Annotated in this window: 18 protein-coding genes, 2 tRNA genes and 1 pseudogene; 13 read left to right on the top strand and 8 right to left on the bottom strand. The window is 70.3% G+C overall.

Translation table 11 applies throughout. The annotated features are described in order from the left end of the window. The 3 genes from P3L51_RS10610 to P3L51_RS10600 all read left to right on the top strand — a co-directional run. The coding region (locus tag P3L51_RS10610) for an AIM24 family protein (protein WP_354604865.1) at nucleotides 1–902 on the top strand (902 nt) is incomplete at its 5' end. A gap of 13 nt (nucleotides 903–915) precedes the next feature. Further along, nucleotides 916–1,596 (top strand): AIM24 family protein, encoded by a 681-nt coding sequence (locus P3L51_RS10605; RefSeq protein ID WP_354604864.1) that lies wholly within the window; start codon nucleotides 916–918, stop codon nucleotides 1,594–1,596. A 16-nt stretch (nucleotides 1,597–1,612) separates the two neighbouring features. Continuing rightward, nucleotides 1,613–2,377: an AIM24 family protein gene (locus P3L51_RS10600; protein WP_354604863.1), complete on the top strand. Its 765-nt coding sequence runs from the start codon at nucleotides 1,613–1,615 to the stop codon at nucleotides 2,375–2,377. A gap of 81 nt (nucleotides 2,378–2,458) precedes the next feature. Here the strand turns inward: P3L51_RS10600 and P3L51_RS10595 are convergent, their stop codons facing one another. Both P3L51_RS10595 and P3L51_RS10590 read right to left on the bottom strand, forming a co-directional pair. Continuing rightward, on the bottom strand, nucleotides 2,459–2,998 hold the full coding sequence (locus P3L51_RS10595; protein ID WP_354604862.1) for an NUDIX hydrolase: 540 nt from the start codon (nucleotides 2,996–2,998) through the stop codon (nucleotides 2,459–2,461). Then, nucleotides 2,995–4,533: a zinc-dependent metalloprotease gene (locus P3L51_RS10590; RefSeq protein ID WP_354604861.1), complete on the bottom strand. Its 1,539-nt coding sequence runs from the start codon at nucleotides 4,531–4,533 to the stop codon at nucleotides 2,995–2,997. Before P3L51_RS10590 ends, P3L51_RS10595 begins: the two co-directional genes overlap by 4 nt. 190 nt (nucleotides 4,534–4,723) lie before the next feature. Between P3L51_RS10590 and P3L51_RS10585 the strand changes: the two genes are divergently transcribed. From P3L51_RS10585 to P3L51_RS10570, 4 genes are all read left to right on the top strand, one after another. Next, a complete protein-coding gene (locus tag P3L51_RS10585) occupies nucleotides 4,724–5,833 on the top strand; it encodes an SDR family oxidoreductase (protein WP_354604860.1) in 1,110 nt (369 codons plus the stop codon). 124 nt (nucleotides 5,834–5,957) lie between these two features. After that, a complete protein-coding gene (locus P3L51_RS10580; RefSeq protein WP_354604859.1) occupies nucleotides 5,958–6,419 on the top strand; it encodes a molybdenum cofactor biosynthesis protein MoaE in 462 nt (153 codons plus the stop codon). A 141-nt stretch (nucleotides 6,420–6,560) separates the two neighbouring features. Next, nucleotides 6,561–6,734: a hypothetical protein gene (locus tag P3L51_RS10575; RefSeq protein WP_354604858.1), complete on the top strand. Its 174-nt coding sequence runs from the start codon at nucleotides 6,561–6,563 to the stop codon at nucleotides 6,732–6,734. A 150-nt stretch (nucleotides 6,735–6,884) separates the two neighbouring features. Continuing rightward, nucleotides 6,885–7,976, top strand: a complete 1,092-nt coding sequence (locus P3L51_RS10570; protein WP_354604857.1) for a YlbL family protein — start codon at nucleotides 6,885–6,887, stop codon at nucleotides 7,974–7,976. A 107-nt stretch (nucleotides 7,977–8,083) separates the two neighbouring features. Here P3L51_RS10570 and P3L51_RS10565 read toward each other — a convergent pair whose 3' ends face one another. Next, nucleotides 8,084–8,689: a PPA1309 family protein gene (locus P3L51_RS10565; RefSeq protein WP_435594422.1), complete on the bottom strand. Its 606-nt coding sequence runs from the start codon at nucleotides 8,687–8,689 to the stop codon at nucleotides 8,084–8,086. A 150-nt stretch (nucleotides 8,690–8,839) separates the two neighbouring features. Between P3L51_RS10565 and P3L51_RS10560 the strand changes: the two genes are divergently transcribed. From P3L51_RS10560 to P3L51_RS10545, 4 genes are all read left to right on the top strand, one after another. Next, nucleotides 8,840–11,758 carry a UPF0182 family membrane protein gene (locus tag P3L51_RS10560; protein ID WP_354604872.1) on the top strand — a complete coding sequence of 973 codons (2,919 nt, stop codon included), beginning with the start codon at nucleotides 8,840–8,842 and terminating at the stop codon, nucleotides 11,756–11,758. Nucleotides 11,759–11,801: 43 nt separating this feature from the next. Next, nucleotides 11,802–11,875 (top strand) — tRNA-Met (locus tag P3L51_RS10555). A 237-nt stretch (nucleotides 11,876–12,112) separates the two neighbouring features. Then, the gene (locus P3L51_RS10550) at nucleotides 12,113–14,071 is read left to right on the top strand and encodes a tetratricopeptide repeat protein (RefSeq protein WP_354604855.1); all 1,959 of its coding nucleotides are present in this window, start codon (nucleotides 12,113–12,115) and stop codon (nucleotides 14,069–14,071) included. A gap of 57 nt (nucleotides 14,072–14,128) precedes the next feature. Beyond that, nucleotides 14,129–14,202: transfer RNA gene (locus tag P3L51_RS10545), tRNA-Met, on the top strand. Between the two features lie 143 nt (nucleotides 14,203–14,345). On the opposite strand, the gene P3L51_RS10540 is transcribed toward P3L51_RS10545, so the two are convergent. Next, the gene (locus P3L51_RS10540) at nucleotides 14,346–14,762 is read right to left on the bottom strand and encodes a Fur family transcriptional regulator (RefSeq protein WP_354604854.1); all 417 of its coding nucleotides are present in this window, start codon (nucleotides 14,760–14,762) and stop codon (nucleotides 14,346–14,348) included. A gap of 127 nt (nucleotides 14,763–14,889) precedes the next feature. Here P3L51_RS10540 and P3L51_RS10535 point away from each other — a divergent pair, with 127 nt between their 5' ends. Continuing rightward, nucleotides 14,890–16,359, top strand: a complete 1,470-nt coding sequence (locus P3L51_RS10535) for a catalase (protein WP_354604853.1) — start codon at nucleotides 14,890–14,892, stop codon at nucleotides 16,357–16,359. A gap of 93 nt (nucleotides 16,360–16,452) precedes the next feature. Here the strand turns inward: P3L51_RS10535 and P3L51_RS10530 are convergent, their stop codons facing one another. Further along, nucleotides 16,453–16,854, bottom strand: coding sequence for a CBS domain-containing protein (locus P3L51_RS10530; protein WP_354604852.1), 402 nt, complete (start codon nucleotides 16,852–16,854; stop codon nucleotides 16,453–16,455). Nucleotides 16,855–17,148: 294 nt separating this feature from the next. Continuing rightward, nucleotides 17,149–17,949, bottom strand: a complete 801-nt coding sequence (gene hisN / locus P3L51_RS10525) for a histidinol-phosphatase (RefSeq protein WP_354604851.1) — start codon at nucleotides 17,947–17,949, stop codon at nucleotides 17,149–17,151. A 135-nt stretch (nucleotides 17,950–18,084) separates the two neighbouring features. On the opposite strand from hisN, the pseudogene P3L51_RS10520 reads away from it, so the two are divergent. Beyond that, nucleotides 18,085–18,579 (top strand): annotated as a pseudogene (locus P3L51_RS10520) (TetR/AcrR family transcriptional regulator); the annotation flags it as partial. 373 nt (nucleotides 18,580–18,952) lie between these two features. Here the strand turns inward: P3L51_RS10520 and P3L51_RS10515 are convergent. Together P3L51_RS10515 and rsgA are read right to left on the bottom strand one after the other, a co-directional pair. Continuing rightward, nucleotides 18,953–19,279 (bottom strand): DMT family transporter, encoded by a 327-nt coding sequence (locus P3L51_RS10515; protein WP_354604871.1) that lies wholly within the window; start codon nucleotides 19,277–19,279, stop codon nucleotides 18,953–18,955. A gap of 125 nt (nucleotides 19,280–19,404) precedes the next feature. Continuing rightward, complete coding sequence (gene rsgA, locus P3L51_RS10510) at nucleotides 19,405–20,415, bottom strand: ribosome small subunit-dependent GTPase A (RefSeq protein WP_354604850.1); 1,011 nt, start codon at nucleotides 20,413–20,415, stop codon at nucleotides 19,405–19,407. Between the last annotated feature and the right edge of the window lie 4 nt (nucleotides 20,416–20,419).

Raw genomic sequence — 20,419 nt, 5'->3', positions numbered from 1 at the left:
TGGCACCGCCGCCCGCGCCGTCGCCCTACGCGCAGCCGCCCGGTCAGCCGCAGACGCCGCAGCAGCCGCAGTTCGGCCAGATCCCCGGTCAGCCTCCGGGCCAGGTCCCCGGCCAGTTCCCCGGTCAGGGGCAGCCGCCCGGCGTGCTCTCGCCGTACGGACAGCCGACGCCGCCTCCGTACGGAGGCCACCCCCAGGGCGCACCGCCCCCGGGTCTGCCGCAAGCGGGCCAGCAGGCCGGCGCCGGTCTCCAGGCCGCGCTCCAGCCGTACCGCGAGGCGGCCACCGGCCAGCGCTGGACCCCGCAGAACCAGCAGTTGATGCGGGTCGACCTCGCCATGGGCGGCACACCCGTCCTGGCCCGCCAGGGCAGCATGGTCATGTACCAGGGCAAGGTCGAATTCGGTTACAAGAGCGCCGGCTTCGCGGGCCGCGTCGTAGGGAACGCGACCGGGCAGGAGATGCAGCTCATGCGCTGCTCCGGCCGCGGCCAGGTGTTCCTCGCCGAGGAGGGCTCGCATCTGCACCCGATCGAGCTCCAGGGCGACGCCGTCTGCGTCTCCGCGGAGAACGTGCTCGCCTTCGACGAGACCCTTCAGTACGAGGTCCGTCGCATCGAGGGCCACGGCATCCCCGGTGGAGCCCTGTTCACCATGCAGTTCCAGGGCACCGGCACCGTCGTCGTGAAGACCCACGGAGTCCCGGTGGTCCTGCCGGTCACGCCCACGACCTTCGCCGACTGCAACGCCGTCGTCGCCTGGTCGGCCGCCTCCCAGGTCATCCTCTCCAGCCAGGTCCGGCTGCGCCGCAACGCGTATCCGGGGCACAGCGGAGAGACCGTGAATCTGCAGTTCCGGGGAGCACCCGGCAACTTCATCGTCGTCCAGCCGTATGAGGTCTGAGGGAGTCCGCCACATGAACCAGCAACTCGTGGGCTTCGCCCCGACACCCGTCACGGCCCGGATGGAGAATCACGGCCGCACCATGCTCAAGGTCGCCATGGCCAGTGGGCAGGACCTCTACGCCCGCACCGGCTCGATGGTCGCGTACGAGGGCTTCGTGCAGTACGAGCCGAACCCGCCCGCCGTGCGTCAGATCGCCAGTCAGTGGGTGACGGGCGAAGGCGCACCGATCATGAAGTGCGCCGGTGACGGCCTGCTCTATCTGGCCGACTACGGCGCCGACGTCGTCGTCATCAATCTCAACAACGACTCGCTCTCGGTCAACGGCACCAACCTGCTGGCCTTCGACGCGCACCTCCAGTGGGGCGTCGAGAAGGTCAAGGGACTGGCGAAGTTCGCCGGTCAGGGCCTGTGGAACGTCACGATCGCCGGGACCGGCTGGGTCGCGCTGACCTCGCGCGGCACACCGATCGTCGTCGACTGCGGCCGTGGCGAGGACGAGACGTACGTCGACCCCGACGCCCTCGTGGCCTGGTCACCCGGGCTCAAGGTGAAGGGCAAGCGGAGCTTCAAGGCATCGTCGCTGATCGGACGGGGCAGCGGGGAGGCCTTCCAGATGGCCTTCTCGGGCCAGGGAATCGTCGTCGTACAACCGAGCGAGGACAGCACCGACCGCCTGCGGGTCCGGGGCTGAGGGGGAGGAGAACATCATGCAGAGCCCGCTTTTCGGACTCGCGGAAACGCAGTCCCAGGACCGCTACGTCGTACAGAACCCGCAGCTGCTGCGGGTCGCGCTCACCGGCCAGGACGACGTCCTCGCCCGCAAGGGCGCGATGGTCGCCTACCAGGGACTCATCGACTTCGACGGTGAATACCAGTCCCAGGGCCAGCGCCGCGCCAGGGCGAACACCGGTGAAGGCCTCGAACTGATGCGCTGCTCGGGTCAGGGGACGGTCTACTTCGCCAATCTCGCGCAGTACGTGCATGTCGTGGATGTCGACCAGGAGGGCATGACCGTCGACAGCGCCTATGTCCTGGCGCTCGACTCCACGCTGCACACCGAGGTCATCGCGGTGGACAGCCAGTACGGCATCTCCGGCTCCGGCAAGTACCAGCTCAACATCTCGGGCCGGGGCAAGGTCGCCCTGATGACGTCCGGGCAGCCACTGATGATGCACGTGACGCCCGACAAGTACGTCAACGTCGATGCCGACGCGATCGTGGCGTGGTCCTCCGCGCTGCGGGTCCAGATGCAGGCGCAGACGCACTCCTCGGGCGTACGGCGCCGGCGCGGCAACACGGGCGAGGGCTGGGAGCTCAGCTTCCTCGGCCAGGGCTTCGCGCTCGTGCAGCCCAGTGAGGTCATGCCGCCGCAGAACGCGGACATCGGGCAGGGCGCGCGTGCGCAGTTCGGCGTCGGCCAGCAGGGTGCCCACGCGCAGAACCAGAACAACGTCTGGAACAGCCGGGGCTGAGTCCGGTGGGGCTCCGGCTCCGCCGGCCCTTCGGCGCCCGTCAGGGGCGGTCTCCTCGGAGGCCGCCCCCGCTCGTTCCCGTCAGCCCCGCACCCTCCCGGAGAGCGCGGCGCGCGTGCGGTCCAGGAGCCGTACGACCGATCCGTCGGCGACCGCCGCCACCTCGTCGTACGCGAACCAGCGCAGGTCCAGCGACTCCTCGCTGATCTCCTCGACCGCCCCGGCCGGCGCCTGAGCCGCGTACTGGACATCAAGATGCCAGTGGCAGGGCGCCGGAATCCCGTGCCGGTCGAGCTGTACGGGCCCGCCCGGCAGCAGTGTCAGTCCCTGGATCCCGGACTCCTCCGTCGCCTCGCGCAGCGCCGCCGCCGCGAGTGAACCGTCCTGCGGCTCGCAGTGACCGCCCATCTGCAGCCACATGCCGAGCTTCTTGTGGAGGGTGAGCAGAACCCGGCCCCGCTCCGCGTCGATCACCAGGGCGCTCGCCGTGACATGCCCGGCCTCACAGGATTTCCACATCCCGTCCGGACGGGCCGCCAGATGCTCCAGGTAGATCCCGCGCAGCTCCTCCTGACCTTCGTACGTCTCCAGTACGCGGACGGCGTCGTCGTGCAGGCTCACTTGGCGCTGTCGTCCTTGCCCTCGTCGCCGCCCTCGCCCTTGTCGCCGGGCCCCTTGTCGCCGGGCCTCTTGTCGTCGGGCCGGTCGCTGTCCTTCCGGAGACTCTCCTCCGGGGCCTTCTCCGGGTCCTTCGCCGTCTTCGGCTTGCCGCCCGCCGCCTCGCCGAGCATCTTGTCCAGCTCGGAGAAGTCCGCGTGCTCGTGGTGGACGAAGCCGTCAGGGTCGTCCAGGTCCGAGGCCGTCGGCAGCATGTCGGGGTGCTCCCACAGCCCGTCGCGGCCGTCCACGCCCCGCGCGTCCGTGAGCGAGGCCCAGAGCCGGGAGGCGTCCCGCAGCCGCCTGGGGCGCAGCTGAAGGCCGATGAGGGTGGCGAAGGTCTGCTCGGCCGGGCCGCCCGACGCGCGGCGCCTGCGCAGCGTCTCGCGCAGCGCGTCCGCCGACGTCAGCCTGGTCCTGGCAGCCTCGTGCACCACCGCGTCCACCCAGCCCTCGACCAGCGCGAGCGCCGTCTCCAGGCGGGCCAGGGCGGCCTTCTGCTCGACCGTGTCCTCCGGCTGGAACATGCCCTGCTGGAGTGCTTCCTGAAGCTGCTCGGGATTCGACGGATCGAGCTGGCTGACGGCGTCCTCCAGCTTGGAGGCGTCGACCTTGATGCCCCGCGCGTACCCCTCCACGGCGCCGAACAGATGCGAGCGCAGCCACGGCACATGCGCGAACAGCCGCTGGTGGGCGGCCTCGCGCAGGGCCAGATACAGCCGCACCTCGTCCTGGGGGATGCCGAGGTCCTTACCGAAGGCCGCGATGTTCAGCGGGAGCAGCGCGGCCTTGCCGGCCGGGCCCAGCGGCAGTCCGATGTCGGTCGAACCGACCACCTCACCCGCCAGCACGCCCACGGCCTGCCCGATCTGCTGGCCGAACATGGCGCCGCCCATGGAGCGCATCATGCCGATCAGCGGCCCGGCCATGGCCTGCATCTCCTCGGGCAGCACGTCGCCCATGGCGGCGCCCACGCGCTCGGCCACCGGGTCCACGAGCTGTTGCCACGCGGGAAGGGTCGCCTCGACCCACTCGGCGCGGCTCCACGCCACGGTCGATCCCGAACCGGACGGCAGTGACGTCACGGCGTCCAGCCAGACGTCGGCCAGCCGCACGGCCTCCTCGACCGCGATCCGCTCGCCGGGGCTCACGCTGGCGTCCTTCGTGCCGTCGGACGTGCCCTGCGCGACCGTCTGGCGGGCGATCTGCTTGGCCATGTCCCAGTTCACGGGACCGCCCTCGTAGCTGAGCATCTGGCCGAGCTGCTGGAAGGCGGCGCCCAGGTCGTTGGGGTTCATCGATCCGAACATCGCGGCGAACGGGTTGTCCCCGCCCGCGCCACCGCCCGGACCGCCCGGCAGGCCGAACCCCGAGAAGGGGTTGCCCCCGCCGCCTCTGCCGCCGGCACCCTGACCACCTCCGGCGGGGTCGTTCTTCTTGCCGTCGCCGTCCTCTGGCTCCTCCGGCGGAAGGCCGAATCCGAATGGGGTGTCACTCACGGGTTTCCTCGGCTCGTTGGGCCGCCGGCTTTTCTGCCGACGGCGACTGCCCGACACCACCCAGCGTAGACATCCGAGGCCGCATCCGGGCTCGGTGCTCCGCCAATGCTCGGCCTGCGGCAGGATGGACGCCACCTGGTACGCACGTTTCATACACGTCCGTACTGAAGACAACCGCTGGAGACGCCCGGTGAGTTCCCCAGATCCGCAGGTTCGCGCAGCGCGAAACCGCTCAACCCCGACCCCGCCACGCGGCCCCGTCGTCGCGGTCACCGGAGCCGCCTCGGGCGTCGGCGACCTGCTCACCCGGCGCCTCGCGGCGTCCGAGGAGATCAAGCAGGTCGTCGCCATCGACGAGCGCCGCGGCGAGGTGAGCGAGGCGCAGTGGCACATCCTGGACGTACGGGACCCGGCCATCGCCGAGAAACTGCGCGGCGCGGACGTCGTGGTGCACCTGGCGCTCGATCTGGACCTGGAGCGGGACGCGGCGGCCCGTACGGCCTACAACGTCCGCGGCACCCAGACGGTGCTCACCGCCGCGGCCGCCGCGGGGGTGCACCGGGTCGTCCTGTGCACGTCGGCCATGGTCTACGGGGCGCTGGCCGACAACGACATCCCGCTGTCGGAGGACGCCGAGCTGCGCGCCACCGCGGAGGCCACGGGCGTCGGCGACCTGCTGGAGATCGAGCGCCTCGGCCGCCGGGCGCCCCGCGCGCACCCCGGCCTGAACGTCACGGTCGTGCGGCCCGCCGTCCTCGTCGGCGGCACGGACACCGCCCTGACCCGCTACTTCGAGTCACCCCGGCTGCTGGTCGTCACGGGCTCCCGGCCCACCTGGCAGTTCTGCCACGTGGACGACCTGGTCAGCGCCCTGGAGTACGCGGCGCTGGAGAAGGTCGACGGCGAGTTCGCGGTGGGTTGCGACGGCTGGCTCGAACAGGAGGAGATCGAGGAGCTGAGCGGCATCCGCCGCATGGAGCTGCCCTCCGCCGTCGCCCTGGGCGCCGCCGCCCGGCTGCACCGCATCGGCCTCACGCCGTCCCCGGCCGGCGACCTCGCCTACACGATGCATCCCTGGGTGGTCAGCGTCAGCCGTCTCCACGACGCCGGCTGGCGGCCCCGGTGGACCAACGAGGAAGTCCTCGGCGCGCTTCTCGAAGAGGTCGAGGGCCGCCACACCGTCGCCGGCCGACGCCTCGGCCGCAAGGACGCCACGGCCGCCGGAGCCGCCGGTGCGACGGTCGCCCTGCTCGGCGCGGCGGCGGTGGTACGCCGCGCCCGTAAGGCCCGCCGGCGCTGAGGCCGGCAAGCGCGCCGGGCGCCCGCCGTCCTTCGTCCTTCGTAGGACGCTCCGAGCGGGCGGGCCGACAGCCGGTCGAACGCGCCATTACGTGATGCCCGTGCCGTACGGCACGATGGGCCGCATGGCACGCATCGAGGCGCACCCGGGTGAGCAGGCGGCACAGGACCCCATCCGTCTGCTGGCGATCCGCGAGAGCCCGCTGTCCGTCGACGAGATCTTCCGGGCCGTCGGCGACGACGCGGCGGGAGGCACCGCCCTGTTCGTCGGGACCGTCCGGAACCACGACGGGGGCGCCGACGTCGACACCCTCGGATACTCCTGTCACCCGTCCGCCGAGGCCGAGCTACGCCGGGTGGCCGAGAAGGTCGTCGCCGATTACCCCGTCCGCGCACTGGCGGCCGTCCACCGTGTGGGTGACCTCGCCGTCGGAGATCTGGCGGTCGTCGTGGCCGTCTCCTGCCCGCACCGCGCGGAGGCTTTCGAGGCCTGCCGCAAGCTGATCGACGATCTCAAGCACGAGGTGCCGATATGGAAGCACCAGACATTCTCCGACGGTACGGAGGAATGGGTCGGGGCCTGCTGACGCCCTTCCCGCACCGCCGCGTCGCTCTCCGTTCCCGTGTGGCCCGATTTGCGTAACCGCACCCCTGCCCGGAGCGTTGAAGCAGCAGATGGCTAATCTGCTGATCAGTCGGTTCACATACACATGGGTAAGGAGGTCGGGATGGCCGCGCTTGCCTGGTTGCTGATTCCGCTCTTCGCCGCGGTCGGCGCGGCGATATGGGGAAGCTGGGTCTCAAGGAACCGAACCACCGGAGACATAGCCGAACTCGCCGGCTACGCGCGCTTCCGGGACGCCATGGCGAAATCCCATCCGGCCACGACGGACGCCACCTAGGCGCTCGCGCCCGGCTCCCCGCACCCCCTCGTCGGCCCCCGGCCCGCGGCCTCCGTCCGCCCGCCCGTCAGGCCACGCACCGGGGCCAAGTCGCCCCGTACGGACCGGCCCCGGGGGTGCACCGACAGACCCTTCCCGTACTGTCGTTCCATGCCACGCCGCACCGCGACGATGCTCGCCTCCACGCTCGTGCTGATCGCGCTGCTCTGTGCGGGAGTGTTCATTCCCGTTCCGTACGCCGAGATGAGTCCCGGTCCGACGGTGAACACACTGGGCGACGCGAATGGTGAGCCGGTGCTCCACATTGCCGGTCGCAAGACTTATCCGACGACCGGGCATCTCAATATGACGACCGTCAGGGTCACCGGCGCGGATTACAAGATGAATGTGGTCGAGGCGGTCTACGGCTGGTTGTCGCACGACAACATCGTGGTGCCGCACAACACCCTCTATCCGGACGGCAAGACGGAAGAGCAGTCCACGCAGGAGAATGCCGAGGAGTTCAGCCAGTCCCAGGAGAGCGCGAAGGTCGCGGCCCTGAAGGAGGAGAACATCCCCGTCACGTCGCGGGTGATCGTCTCCGCGGTCGTCAAGGACAGCCCCTCCGACGGCACACTGCACGCCGGTGACGTGATCAAAGCGGTGGACGGCAAGACCGTCGAGGCGCCGCCGGACGTCGCCGAGATCGTCACCACGCACAAGCCGGGCGAGGACGTCGTCTTCACGATCATCCCGGCCAAGGTCGCCCAGGCGGCCGAGAAGGCCGGCAAGGAGCCCGAGGGCACCGAGCGGGTCACGGTCAGGACGGTGAAGTCGGACGAGGGTGACGACCGCGCCATCGTCGGCATCCAGGCCGGGACGGACCACACGTTCCCGTTCGAGATCGACATCAAGCTGGCCGACGTGGGCGGACCGAGCGCCGGTCTGATGTTCGCGCTCGGGATCGTCGACAAGATCACGCCCGGCGATCTGACGGGCGGCAGGTTCGTCGCCGGCACCGGCACGATCGACGACAACGGCAAGGTCGGCCCCATCGGCGGCATCGGGATGAAGCTCGTCGGCGCGCGGCAGGCGGGTGCCCGGTACTTCCTGACGCCGGACGAGAACTGCGCCTCGGCCGCTTCCGACATCCCGGGGGGCCTCACCCTGGTGCGGGTGAAGAACATCAAGGACGCCACGGCGTCCCTGGAGAAGATCAAGAGCGGCGACACGGCCGGCCTGCCGAGCTGTTCGACCGGCTAGATCCTGTCCGGGCGATCCTGCCGGGCCCCGACAGGGCCCGGCTCGCCGGTTCGCTTCGTCGGAACGCCGGAGGGGCCGCGGGTGCGGCCCCTCCGGCGTCGAGGTCGTTACGCCTCGAACGTGGCGGCCAGGGCCTCGGCGAGGCCCGGCACCAGGCCGGCGCCGGTCAGCACCTGGGTCGGTGAGTCCTTCTCGCGCAGCCGCAGCGCCGAGTCCCGCGTCCCGTCACGCAGGACGGCGACCGTCATCCGTACCTCCTGACGGTCCGGGTGGGCGGCGACCCAGTCCACGAGCGCGGACTCGTCCAGGCCTTCGGGTACGGACGCCTCGGCGGACGGCGGCAGCATCAGACGCTCCACCGTGATCGCGCAGCCGGCCACCGCGCCGGGCCAGGCGATCGTGGCGAGGAACTCGTCGAGCGGGGTGCCCGCCGGGATCTCGTCCTGCTCGACGGGTGTGAGCGGGGCGGGGGTCGAGCCGTCGTCGAGACCGAGCTGGTTGGCCAGCTCCGGCTCGTCGGTGCGCAGTCGGGCCGTGTCGACGAGCGCGAACAGTCTGGCGGGCTGGTCCCAGCCCAGGCCGGAGGCGTATTCGTCGATCTCCAGCACCGCACGGGTGATGGGGGTCGAGGCGACCGGGCCCGATGCCGAGGGCGGCTGATCGGACGAGGACGAGGAGGAAGAGGAGGAGGAAAGGTTGGACATGGCCAACATCCTGCCTCCTTCCGACCCCCCTGCGGGAACTAGGTAAAGCCTCAGTAAGTTGCATGGGTGGGCCCTACGATCGCTGGGGCCCGCTTACAGACGCTGATTCAGCTGCTTCACACGACCGCGAACTTCGAGGTGCGCACGTTGGCTTTCCAGATGCCGGACCGCGGCGGAGGCCCGACCGGGCCACGGATCAGAGTGGGCCGGCCGTCCAGACGTGCCCGGACCCTGCTCATGACACTGGGCATCCTGGCCGTCCTGGCCATGATGTTCGTCATGTTCGCGGGGTTCTGGACCGACTGGCTCTGGTATCGCTCGGTGAGATACTCATCCGTTTTCACCACCACCCTCTGGACCAAGATCGGCTTGTTCGCGGTCTTCGGTCTGCTGATGGCGGCTGCCGTCGGCGTGAACATCTGGCTGGCGCACCGGCTGCGTCCGCCGCTGAGCGCGATGTCGCTGGAGCAACAGAGCCTCGACCGGTACCGGATGGGCATCGCCCCGTACAAGAAGTGGGTGCTGCTCGGGATCACCGCCCTGGTCGGGCTGATCGCCGGAGCGTCCGCGGCCGGTCAGTGGCGCACCTGGCTGATGTGGGTCAACGGGGTGCCCTTCGGTCAGAAGGACCCCCAGTTCAACCTGGACGTGAGTTTCTACGCGTTCGACCTGCCCTGGTACCGCTTCATGCTCGGCTTCGGCTTCGCCGCCGTCGTCCTGGCGCTGATCGCCGCCGCGCTGACGCACTATCTGTACGGAGGGCTGCGCGTCACCAGCCCCGGCGCGCGGGCGACGGGCGCGGCCACCGGCCATCTCTCGGTGCTGCTCGGTGTCTTCGTCTCGCTCAAGGCCGTGGCGTACTGGCTCGACCGGTACGGGCTCGCCGTCAAGGCGAGTGACTTCAAGGCCACCGGCAACTGGACGGGCCTGCGGTACGTCGACGCCAACGCCTACCTCCCGGCGAAGACGATCCTGTTCTGCATCGCCGCCATCTGCGCCGTGCTCTTCTTCGCGACGCTCTGGCGCCGCACCTGGCAGCTGCCGGTGATCGGCTTCGGTCTGATGGTCCTGTCCGCCATCCTCATCGGCGGCCTCTACCCGGCGATCGTTCAGAAGTTCCAGGTCCAGCCGAACGAGCAGGCCAAGGAAGCCCCGTACATCGAGAAGAACATCGATGCCACACGCGCCGCGTACGGCATCGACGACGCCGATGTGACGGACTACTCCGGCAAGGGCGACCCCGACAAGAAGACCCAGCAGCGCGCGGCGGCCGACTCGGCCGCCAGCTATCGGCTGGTCGACCCCAACGTCGTCTCGCCCGCCTTCCAGCAGCTCCAGCAGGAACGCAAGTACTACCAGTTCCCGGACACGCTGGACGTCGACCGCTACCTCGGCCCGGACGGCAAGCCGCAGGACACGGTCATCGGTCTGCGCGAGCTGAACATCACCGGTATCCCCAAGCGCAACTGGATCAACGACCACTTCACCTACACCCATGGGTACGGAGCGATCGCGTCCAAGGGCACCGGGACGGTCACCGAGGAGAACGACGGCACGATCGGCGCGCCCGACTTCACCGAGTCCGGCCTGCCGACCAGCGGTCAGCTCGGCAAGTACGAGCAGCGGATCTACTACGGCGAGAAGACCCAGCAGTACTCGATCGTGGGCGGCCCGCAGAAGGAGCTCGACTACGAGAAGAACGGTGAGCAGACCACCAGCTACAAGGGCAACAGCGGTGTCGATCTCTCCAACCCGGTGAACCGCGCGGCCTACGCCGTGGCGTTCAGCGAGCCGCAGATGCTCTACTCGGGCGCCATCGGTGAGGGTTCGCGGATCCTGTACAACCGCACGCCCAAGGAGCGCGTCGAGGCCGTCGCACCGTGGCTGACCATCGACGGCGACGCCTACCCCGCCGTGGTCGACGGCAAGATCAAGTGGATCGTCGACGCCTACACCACGACGAACGGCTATCCGTACGCGTCCCGTACGACGCTGGGCGACACCACGACTGACTCGCTGACCAACAACCAGCGCGCGGTCGTCGCCCAGCAGAACCAGGTCAACTACATCCGTAACTCGGTGAAGGCCACCGTCGACGCGTACGACGGCTCGGTCAACCTGTACCAGTGGGACACCAAGGACCCGGTCCTCAAGACCTGGATGAAGGCCTTCCCGAACACGGTCAAGCCGAAGGCGGACATCAAGCCGGAGCTGCTGGCCCACCTGCGCTACCCGCAGGACATGTTCAAGGTCCAGCGCGAGCTGCTCACCCGCTACCACGTCACGGACGCCGCCCAGTTCTACAGCGGCTCCGACGCGTGGCAGGTGCCGGACGACCCGACGAACAAGGACAGCAGTGCGGTCCCGCCGTACTACCTGAGCCTGAAGATGCCGGGGCAGTCGGCCCAGAAGTTCTCGCTGACGACGACGTTCACGCCCAACGGACGTCCCAATCTCGGGGCGTTCATGGCGGTCGACGCCGATGCCACCAGCGACGACTACGGCAAGATCAGAGTCCTGAGGGTGACCTCCACGGTCCAGGGACCGCAACAGGTGCAGAGCGAGCTGAACGGCGTGCCCGAAGTCGCCGAGTTCGTAAGGAACCTGAGAGGTACCGACTCGGACATCGAGTACGGCAACCTGCTGACGGTGCCGCTCGGCGGAGGGTTCCTGTACATCGAGCCGGTGTACGCGCGAGGCGGCAGCGCCAACTATCCGCTGTTGAAGAAGATCGCCGTCTCCTACGGAGGCAAGCCGGTCTTCAAGGACAGCCTGTCCGAGGCGCTGAACGCGGTGTTCGGTGTCGACGGCGCCGAGCCGCCGGAGACGACGCCACCACCGGGCGACGGTGACACGACGACGCCGCCGGCCACCGGTGACGCCGCGCTCAAGGAGGCCATCGCCGACGCCCAGAAGGCGTACACGGACGGTGAGGCCGCTCTGGAGAAGCAGGACTGGGTGGCGTACGGGAAGGCCCAGGAGGCCCTTCAGGACGCCCTGGGGCGCGCGGCCGAGGCGGAGAAGTCCGCCAAGACGCCGGCCAAGCCGCCGGCGGGCGGGAGCGACGACAAGACCTGATCAGCCAACACCCCGCGTCGTGGTAAGGTTTGGAACACAACGACGCGGGGTGGAGCAGCTCGGTAGCTCGCTGGGCTCATAACCCAGAGGTCGCAGGTTCAAATCCTGTCCCCGCTACTTCTCAGTCAAAGGCCCGGATCCGATCAGGATCCGGGCCTTTGCTGCGCGTTGTGTGGTGTTCGTACCTGTTCGTGGTCGATCCGTGACCGTGCGTCCGGTCAAGTGGGCGGTGGGAGTGGCGAGTTGACCCGAGAGGCGTTTGAGTTGTCTCTCTGTGGGCATGTCGACAAAACGCTGAAGTGACCTTGCTGGCCGCGATATACCGGCTGTACGCGGGTAACAGGTGGTGTAACGATGGATTTTATGGGGGACAGGGCAACTCTGTTGGAGACAGGGCGGTTTGTACCGCGACAGGCGGAAAATGCCGCCGACGCCGAGAACTCCAAGGGCGCGACCGGTGCCACGACCGCCGGCGGTCCCACGGAGAGCGCCGACGCCGAGACGGAGGCGCGCCACCGGCGTGCCGCCGACAAGGGCGATGTCGCGTCGATGAGCGTGCTCGGCGCGCTGCTGCTGCGACGCGGTGATCTCGACGCCGCCGAGAACTACCTGCGCGCGGCGACCGCCGAGGGCGACCGCGCCGCGGCCAACAACCTGGGTGTCCTCCTCCACCAGCGCGGCTACACCGAAGAGGCGTCGGGCTGGTGGCGCGTAGCCGCCGTCGCCGGTTCGGCCGCCGCGGCGCACGCGCTCGGCCGGCACTACCGCGAGCAGGGCGACGAGCCCGCCGCCGAGTACTGGCTGCGCCAGTCCGCCGAGCAGGGACACGCGCTGGGCGCCTACGCGCTCGCCGACCTGCTGGAGCACCGCAGCGACGTCGGCTCGGAGCGCTGGCTGCGGGCCGCCGCCGAGCAGGGCCACCGGGAGGCCTCGTACCGCCTCGCGCGTGCGCTGGAGCGCCGTGCGCGGCAGGCCGCGCGCACCGGCGACACCGTCCGCGCGGTCATCGCCGGCAGGGACGGCGGCGCGGGCCCCGGCGTCCGCGAGGCCCCCGCGGGCAGCGACGGTGCGGGTCCCGGCGCCGAGGCCGACGCCGGACAGTCGCTCCTCGCCGAGGCCGCGCAGTGGTACCGGCAGGCCGCCGCGCGCGGGCACCGCCGCGCCGCGCTGCACCTCGGCGCGATCCTGGAGAGCCGCGGTGAGCTGAAGGAGGCCGGGCGCTGGTATCTGACGTCCGCCAAGGACGGCGAGGCGCGGGCCGCCTGCGCCCTCGGCTTCCTGCTGCGCGACGCCGGTGACGACGAGAGCGCCGCCGTCTGGTGGCTGCGCGCCGCGCAGGACGGCGACGGCAACGCCGCCAACGCGCTCGGCGCGCTCCACGCCGCGCGCGGCCAGCAGCAGACGGCCGAGCGCTGGTACCGGGCCGCGATGGACGCGGGCGATGTCAACGGCGCCTACAACCTCGGGCTGCTCTGTGCGGCCCAGGACCGTACGGCACAGGCCGAGCAGTGGTACCGCCGCGCCGCCTACGCGGGCCACCGTGAGGCGGCCAACGCCCTCGCCGTCCTGCTCCTCCAGGCCGGTGACCCGACCGGCGCCGAGCCGTGGTTCTCCAAGGCGGCCGAGGCGGGCAGCGTGGATGCCGCGTTCAACCTGGGCATCCTCTACGCGGGCCGTGACGACGACCGTGCGGCCCTGGTCTGGTACGAGCGGGCCGCGGCGGCGGGGCACACGGAAGCGGCCCTCCAGGTGGGCATCGCGTGCCTCAGGGACGGTGACGAGCAGGCGGCGGAACGGCATCTGCGGTGCGCGGCCGGGGGCGGCAGCGCGGAGGCGGCCTTCCGGCTCGCGACCGTGCTGGACGCGCGGCAGCCGCCGCCGGGCGCGCCGGCGCTCGGTGAGACGCAGCCGGAGAAGACCGAGTGCGAGCAGTGGTACGAGCGCGCGGCCGAGCACGGCCACCGGCGCGCCCAGGTGCGCGTCGGGATGCTCGCCGCGAGCCGGGGCGACATGACGGACGCGGCGCGCTGGTACCGGGAGGCCGCGGAGGCGGGCAGCCGTAACGGCGCCTTCAACCTGGGGCTGCTGCTGGCCCGGGAGGGCAGCGAGCGGGAGGCGGCGCTGTGGTGGTCGCGCGCGGCGCAGGCCGGCCACGGGCGCGCGGCGCTGCGGCTCGCGCTGCTCGCGGCCCGGCGCGGGGAGCTGGCCGAGGGGCAGCGCTGGTGCGCCCGCGCGGTGGAGCTGGGTCCGTCCGAGGTGACGGAGCGGGCCGCGCGGCTGCGCGAGGCGCTGCACCAGGAGCTGACGGCGTGAGCGGTCGAACCGGGATTTGCGCTGGTCGGCGGGGTGACGTAATGTCGTGTTCACCGACGCGGGGTGGAGCAGCTCGGTAGCTCGCTGGGCTCATAACCCAGAGGTCGCAGGTTCAAATCCTGTCCCCGCTACTGAAGAAGGACGAAGGCCCGGATCCGATCAGGATCCGGGCCTTCGTCGTGCTCCGGGGTGCGGCGCGGGAGTCGTGCTCCGGGGTGTGCGCCGCGCGCGTTCCGGCGGGCGCGGGGTGCGGCGCTCGACGGCGCCGACGGGCTCAGCTCCGGGCGCAGTTGGGGCAGGTACCCCGGTACGTCACTTCCACGTCCGAGACCGCGAAACCGAAACGCTCCGTCGCCGGCAGGTCGGCCAGCAGGTCGCCCACCGGGTGCACGTCGCGGATCGTGCCGCAGTGCGCGCAGACCAGGTGGTGGTGGGGCCGGTGGGCGTTCGGGTCGTACCGCTTGGCGCGCCGGTCCGTCGAGACCTCGATGACCTCGCCCAGCGTCACCATCTCGCCCAGGGTGTTGTAGACCGTCGCCCTGGAGATCTCGGGCAGCCGGGCCACGGCGCGCGCGTGCACCTCGTCCGCCGTGAGGTGTACGTGGTCCCCGTCGAGGACCTCGGCCACCACACGGCGCTGGGCGGTCATCCGCCAGCCGCGTTCGCGAAGTCGTTCCAACAGGTCACTCATGAGGGTCAGCTTAACAGTGAGGGCGCCCAGATCCTGAATGAGTGTCGAGTTGGACCCTCGCTTGACTTAGACAAAGTCCATCGTAGGATCGGGACAAGGAAATCGCCGAGCGACAGGTACAGCAGGTATGACGCAGGAGGCGCACGTGACGCAGGGACCGCTTACTACGGAGGCCGGCGCGCCGGTGGCCGACAACCAGAACAGCGAGACCGCCGGCGCGGGCGGCCCCGTTCTGGTTCAGGATCAGGCACTTCTCGAGAAGCTCGCCCACTTCAACCGCGAGCGCATCCCGGAGCGCATCGTGCACGCCCGCGGCGCCGGGGCGTACGGCACCTTCACGCTCACCCGCGACGTCTCGCGGTGGACGCGTGCGAAGTTCCTCTCCGAGGTCGGCAAGCAGACCGAGACCTTCCTGCGCTTCTCCACCGTCGCCGGAAACCTGGGCTCGGCCGACGCGGTGCGTGACCCGCGCGGTTTCGCGCTGAAGTTCTATACCGAGGAGGGCAATTACGACCTCGTCGGCAACAACACCCCGGTGTTCTTCATCAAGGACGCCATCAAGTTCCCCGACTTCATCCACACCCAGAAGCGCGACCCGTACACGGGCAGCCAGGAGGCTGACAACGTATGGGACTTCTGGGGCCTGAGCCCCGAGTCGACGCACCAGGTGACCTGGTTGTTCGGCGACCGCGGCATCCCGGCCACGCTGCGCCACATGAACGGGTACGGCTCGCACACGTACCAGTGGAACAACGAGGCCGGCGAGGTCTTCTGGGTCAAGTACCACTTCAAGACCGACCAGGGCATCAAGAACCTCACCACCGACGAGGCCAACCGGCTCTCGGGCGTGGACCCGGACAGCCACCAGCGCGATCTGCGCGAGTCCATCGAGCGCGGCGAATTCCCGTCGTGGACCGTGCAGATCCAGGTCATGCCGGCGTCGGAAGCGGCCACCTACCGCTTCAACCCGTTCGACCTGACCAAGGTCTGGCCGCACGAGGACTACCCGCCGGTCGAGATCGGCAAGCTGGAGCTCAACCGCAACCCGGAGAACATCTTCGCCGAGGTCGAGCAGTCGATCTTCAGCCCGGCGCACTTCGTGCCCGGCATCGGCCCGTCGCCCGACAAGATGCTCCAGGGCCGTCTCTTCGCGTACGGCGACGCCCACCGCTACCGCGTCGGCATCAACGCCGACCACCTGCCGGTGAACCGTCCGCACGCCACCGAGGCGCGGACGAACAGCCGTGACGGCTTCCTCTACGACGGTCGTCACAAGGGTGCCAAGAACTACGAGCCGAACAGCTTCGGCGGCCCGTTCCAGACGGACAGGCCCCTCTGGGGGCCCACTTCGGTCACCGGCACCACCGGCAACACCGAGGCCCCCGCCCACGCCGAGGACAACGACTTCGTGCAGGCCGGAAACCTCTACCGGGCGATGTCGGAGGACGAGAAGGCCCGGCTGGTCGGCAACCTCGCCCAGTTCATCTCCCAGGTCTCGCGCGACGACATCGCCGAGCGAGCGGTCAACAACTTCCGTCAGGCGGACGGAGACTTCGGCAAGCGGCTGGACACCGCGGTCCAGGCCCTGCGCGGCTGACGGCCCTCGCCGATGAGGCGGCGGAGGCCGGGTTCCGGGACGGACCCGGCCTCCACCGTTGCCGTCCCGACAGCTCCCGCGCCTCCGCGCCTCTCAGCCGGTCAGCGCCGACGGGCGCCGCCCGACCGGGGCCCAGCAGCGGATGATGTCGCGTACGGAGACGATGCCGACCGGCTCCCGGTCGTCGCAGACGATCAGATGTCGGAAGCCGCCGTGCGTCATCGCCTCGGCCGCCTCCTCCAGGGTCCAGATCGGTGAGGCGAACACGACATCGGTGGTGGTGTGCGTGCCGGCCAGTTCGACCTCGGGATTCTGTCCGGCGCCGATCGAGATCAGGATGTCACGCTCGGTGATGATCCCGAGCCCGCAGTTATCGGTGTCCAGGACGACAGCGGCGCCGACGCGGCGTGCCGCCATCAGCTGTGCGGACTGGCGGAGTGTGTGGGTGGGCCCGATGGTGAGGACCACCGTGCTCATGGCGTCACGGACGAGCATGGAGTGGAGCCACCTCCTCGGTGAACCGGTCCCTTGGCTGGAGAACGGATTCACAAGTTCACAAGTGGGGGGACTTTCAGAGTGACACCGGCACGGTGAGTCAACAAGGGGGCGGGCGAAGCGAGCCGCCCGGCGCGTGAAGATCAGAACCGCACGCCCTGGGCGCCCCAAGGGACTCACGATCCCCCGAATGGCCGATTGCCCCGAGAAAAAGTTTGCGGATGTCCGAGCGGGAGCCGTCTTCCGCGGCGCCGTCTCCGGAGTTCTCTCCCCGGAGACACGGCGCCGCCGCTGTCAGTAGCGCTGATTCAGATAGCCGAGCAGCTCCTCGTGGAGCACCCCGTTCGACGCCGCGGCGTTGCCGCTGTGCGGCCCCGAGCGCCCGTCCAGGCCCGTGAACCGGCCGCCCGCCTCCTGGACGATGATCGACGGCGCCGCCATGTCCCACAGGGACAGCTCCGGCTCCGCGCACATGTCCACCGAACCCTCGGCGACCATCATGTACGGCCAGAAATCGCCGTACCCGCGAGTACGCCAGCAGGCCCGGGTCAGATCCAGGAACCCGTCGAGGCGGCCCTGCTCCTCCCAGCCCTTCAGTGAAGCGTGCGCGAACGAGGCGTCCCCGATGCGCGAGACCTTCGAGACCCGCAGCCGGGTCGCGGACGAGAGGCTGCGGCCGGAGTACGCGCCGCCGCCCTTGGCCGCCCACCAGCGACGCGCCAGCGCGGGCGCCGACACCACGCCGACCACCGGCTCGTAACCGCCCTCGCCCGCCACCATCAGGGAGATCAGCGTCGCCCAGACGGGGACGCCGCGTACGTAGTTCTTGGTGCCGTCGATCGGATCGATCACCCAGCGGCGCGGGCCGGTGCCCTCGATGCCGTACTCCTCGCCCAGTACGGCGTCACGTGGCCGCGCCCGCTGGAGATTGCCGCGGATCAGCTCCTCGGCCGACTTGTCGGCCTCACTCACCGGGGTCATGTCCGGTTTGGTCTCGACCTTCAGGTCGAGAGCCTTGAACCGGTCCATCGTCGCGGCGTCGGCGGCGTCCGCGAGGACATGGGCGAGTCGCAGATCATCGTGGTAATCGGGCATGGTCGTCACAGTATCGACAGCGTCCGAGATCGGGCTACGGGCCGGTGGGGGAGGCGCCCCGGCCCCGGGTCCTCTTGACAGCGCGCGAGGCTGCGTCAACTCTGAGTGCGGAGCCGAACGGCCCGGGAGGCAACGATGCCTACAGCGCGTGAAGCCCTACTCAACGCCGCTCTTTCGGCGCTCACGGACCAGTCCTGGTCCGCCGTCAGGATGGTCGACGTCGCGTCGGCCGCCGGGGTCTCGCGGCAGACCCTCTACAACGAGTTCGGCAGCAAGGACGGTCTCGCCCGCGCGCTGGTCCGGCGCGAGGCCGACCTGTATCTGAACGGTGTCGAGCGGCTGCTGGCCGAGCCCGCCGAGCCGGTGGACCGGCTGGTGTCGGTGGCCGAGTGGACGGTCTCGGAGGCGCGCTCCAGGCCCCTGCTGCGGGCCCTGCTCACCGACGGGTGGACCGAGCGCCACCCGGCGCCCCGTCCCGTACGCCCCGCGGCCCCTCCGGGGGGCGCGCCCGCACAGCGCCGCGCGGACGCCGGGCCGCCCGCGCCGGCGGATCTGGTGGCGGCGGTACGCAACCGGGCCGTGGCCGCGCTGGATCCGGGGCGGCCGGACCGCCGGGGCCCGGCGGACGCCGGTGGTCCGCCGCGTACCGAGCCGCTGCGCGTGCAGGCGGGACGGGTGCAGCGGGCGCGTGTGGAGCAGGCGAGGGCGGACCAGACCCGCGCCGAGCAGGCACGGGTCGAGCGGGGACGTACGCCGCAGTACCGCAGACCGGAGCACGCCCGGCCCGAACAGTCCCGTTCCGATCAGTCCCGGACCGACAACGGCCGTCCCGCCGCCCCGCCCAGGGCTCCCGAGCCCGTCCCCCGTACGAAGGACGAGTCCGCCGAGCTGGCCTTCCGCTGCGAACTCGCCGTACGCCTCGCCCTCGCGCACGTCGTCGCGCCCGACGGTGAGCCCGTCGGGCGGCTGGTGCGCGCGGCCGTCGCCGGACCGATCGCGGCCGTCAGTGCTGGGACGAGCCCGAGAGCTGGAGGCCGATGACACCGATGATGACGAGGGAGATCGAGATGATCTTCAGCGTGGAGACCAGGTCGTCCAGGAAGACCATCCCGTAGATCGCCGTGCCGGCCGCGCCGATGCCCGTCCACACCGCGTACGCCGGGCCGACGTCGAGCTTCTTGAGCGAGAGGGTCAGCAGGCCGAAGCTGGCGAGCGCGAAGGCCGCGAACGCGACCGTCGGCCAGAGCCGGGTGAACCCGTGCGAGAGCTTGAGACAGACGGCGAAGCCCGTCTCCAGCAGCCCCGCGACTACCACCAGCAGCCACGCCATCGTCTGTGCCTCCCGCGTCGGTGACCGCACGTTCTCGATGTGCCTCGGTATGCCTTGACAGACCTTGCCAAGACTTGGTGAGTTTATGCACTCACCAAGACTTGCAGGCGGCAAACATCGCGGGATCAGTCGCCCTCGCGCCGCTCCCGGGTGGAGAGAAGCCGGCGCAGCGAGTCGAGCCTCGACGGATCGGCGTGGCCTTCGGCCACCCACGTGTCCAGCGCGCAGTCCGGTTCGTCGTGGCCGCACCCGCGCGGGCAGTTCTCCGTGCCCGGTACGAGATCCGGGAAGGCCAGGATGACGCGCGACGGGTCGACGTGGTGCAGGCCGAAGGAGCGGATGCCCGGGGTGTCGATCACCCAGCCGTCCGCCTTCACCAACGGCAGCGCGAGCGCGGAGGTGGTGGTGTGCCTGCCGCGCCCGGTGACCGCGTTGACCAGGCCGGTCGTACGGCGGCGGTCGTCCGGTACGAGCGCGTTGACCAGCGTCGTCTTGCCGACGCCGGAGTGCCCGACGAACGCGGTCATCCGGCCTTCGAGGTACTCCCGTACGCGGTCGGCCGCCTCACCGGTGGCCAGTTCGTCCCGTCGCGTGACGACGTAACGGATTCCCAACGGCCGGTAGGTCTCCAGCAGTTCGTCCGCCGAGGCGAGGTCGGACTTGGTCAGGATCAGCAGCGGTTCGAGGCCCGCGTCGAACGCCGCGACCAGACAGCGGTCGATCAGCCGGGGCCGCGGCTCGGGGTCGGCGAGCGCGGTGACCACGGCGAGTTGGTCGGCGTTGGCGACGACGACGCGCTCGAACGGGTCGTCGTCGTCCGCCGTGCGCCTCAGTACGGAGCGTCGCTTCTCGATCCGTACGATGCGCGCCAGCGTGTCCTTCCTTCCGCTGAGGTCCCCGACGATCATCACCTGGTCACCGACCACGGCGGCCTTGCGGCCCAGTTCGCGCGCCTTCATCGCCAGGACGACGGTGTCGCCGACCAGACAGGTGAGCCGGCCGCGGTCGACGGTCAGGACCATGCCCTCCGCCGCGTCCTCGTGCTTGGGGCGGATGCTGGTGCGCGGGCGGTTGCCCTTGGGGTTGGGGCGGGAGCGGATGTCGTCCTCGTCCGGGTTCTTGCCGTAGCGGCGCATCGCG

This window comes from Streptomyces panacea (assembly GCF_040560175.1).
In the GTDB taxonomy this organism is placed as follows: Bacteria; Actinomycetota; Actinomycetes; order Streptomycetales; family Streptomycetaceae; genus Streptomyces; species Streptomyces panacea.
Note: the sequence above shows the minus strand (reverse complement) of the source record. Positions and strands in the feature narration are given on the sequence as shown.

What these genes read in the sequence shown, in the direction of transcription:
- P3L51_RS10540 (WP_354604854.1), bottom strand. Translation starts at nt 14,762, where the DNA reads ATGAGTGACCTGTTGGAACGACTTCGCGAACGCGGCTGGCGGATGACC.
- P3L51_RS10575 (WP_354604858.1), top strand. Translation starts at nt 6,561, where the DNA reads ATGGCCGCGCTTGCCTGGTTGCTGATTCCGCTCTTCGCCGCGGTCGGC.
- P3L51_RS10600 (WP_354604863.1), top strand. Translation starts at nt 1,613, where the DNA reads ATGCAGAGCCCGCTTTTCGGACTCGCGGAAACGCAGTCCCAGGACCGC.
- P3L51_RS10570 (WP_354604857.1), top strand. Translation starts at nt 6,885, where the DNA reads ATGCCACGCCGCACCGCGACGATGCTCGCCTCCACGCTCGTGCTGATC.
- P3L51_RS10515 (WP_354604871.1), bottom strand. Translation starts at nt 19,279, where the DNA reads ATGGCGTGGCTGCTGGTGGTAGTCGCGGGGCTGCTGGAGACGGGCTTC.
- P3L51_RS10550 (WP_354604855.1), top strand. Translation starts at nt 12,113, where the DNA reads ATGGATTTTATGGGGGACAGGGCAACTCTGTTGGAGACAGGGCGGTTT.
- P3L51_RS10560 (WP_354604872.1), top strand. Translation starts at nt 8,840, where the DNA reads ATGCCGGACCGCGGCGGAGGCCCGACCGGGCCACGGATCAGAGTGGGC.
- rsgA (WP_354604850.1), bottom strand. Translation starts at nt 20,415, where the DNA reads ATGCGCCGCTACGGCAAGAACCCGGACGAGGACGACATCCGCTCCCGC.
- P3L51_RS10530 (WP_354604852.1), bottom strand. Translation starts at nt 16,854, where the DNA reads ATGCTCGTCCGTGACGCCATGAGCACGGTGGTCCTCACCATCGGGCCC.
- P3L51_RS10535 (WP_354604853.1), top strand. Translation starts at nt 14,890, where the DNA reads ATGACGCAGGAGGCGCACGTGACGCAGGGACCGCTTACTACGGAGGCC.
- hisN (WP_354604851.1), bottom strand. Translation starts at nt 17,949, where the DNA reads ATGCCCGATTACCACGATGATCTGCGACTCGCCCATGTCCTCGCGGAC.
- P3L51_RS10580 (WP_354604859.1), top strand. Translation starts at nt 5,958, where the DNA reads ATGGCACGCATCGAGGCGCACCCGGGTGAGCAGGCGGCACAGGACCCC.
- P3L51_RS10565 (WP_435594422.1), bottom strand. Translation starts at nt 8,689, where the DNA reads ATGTTGGCCATGTCCAACCTTTCCTCCTCCTCTTCCTCCTCGTCCTCG.
- P3L51_RS10605 (WP_354604864.1), top strand. Translation starts at nt 916, where the DNA reads ATGAACCAGCAACTCGTGGGCTTCGCCCCGACACCCGTCACGGCCCGG.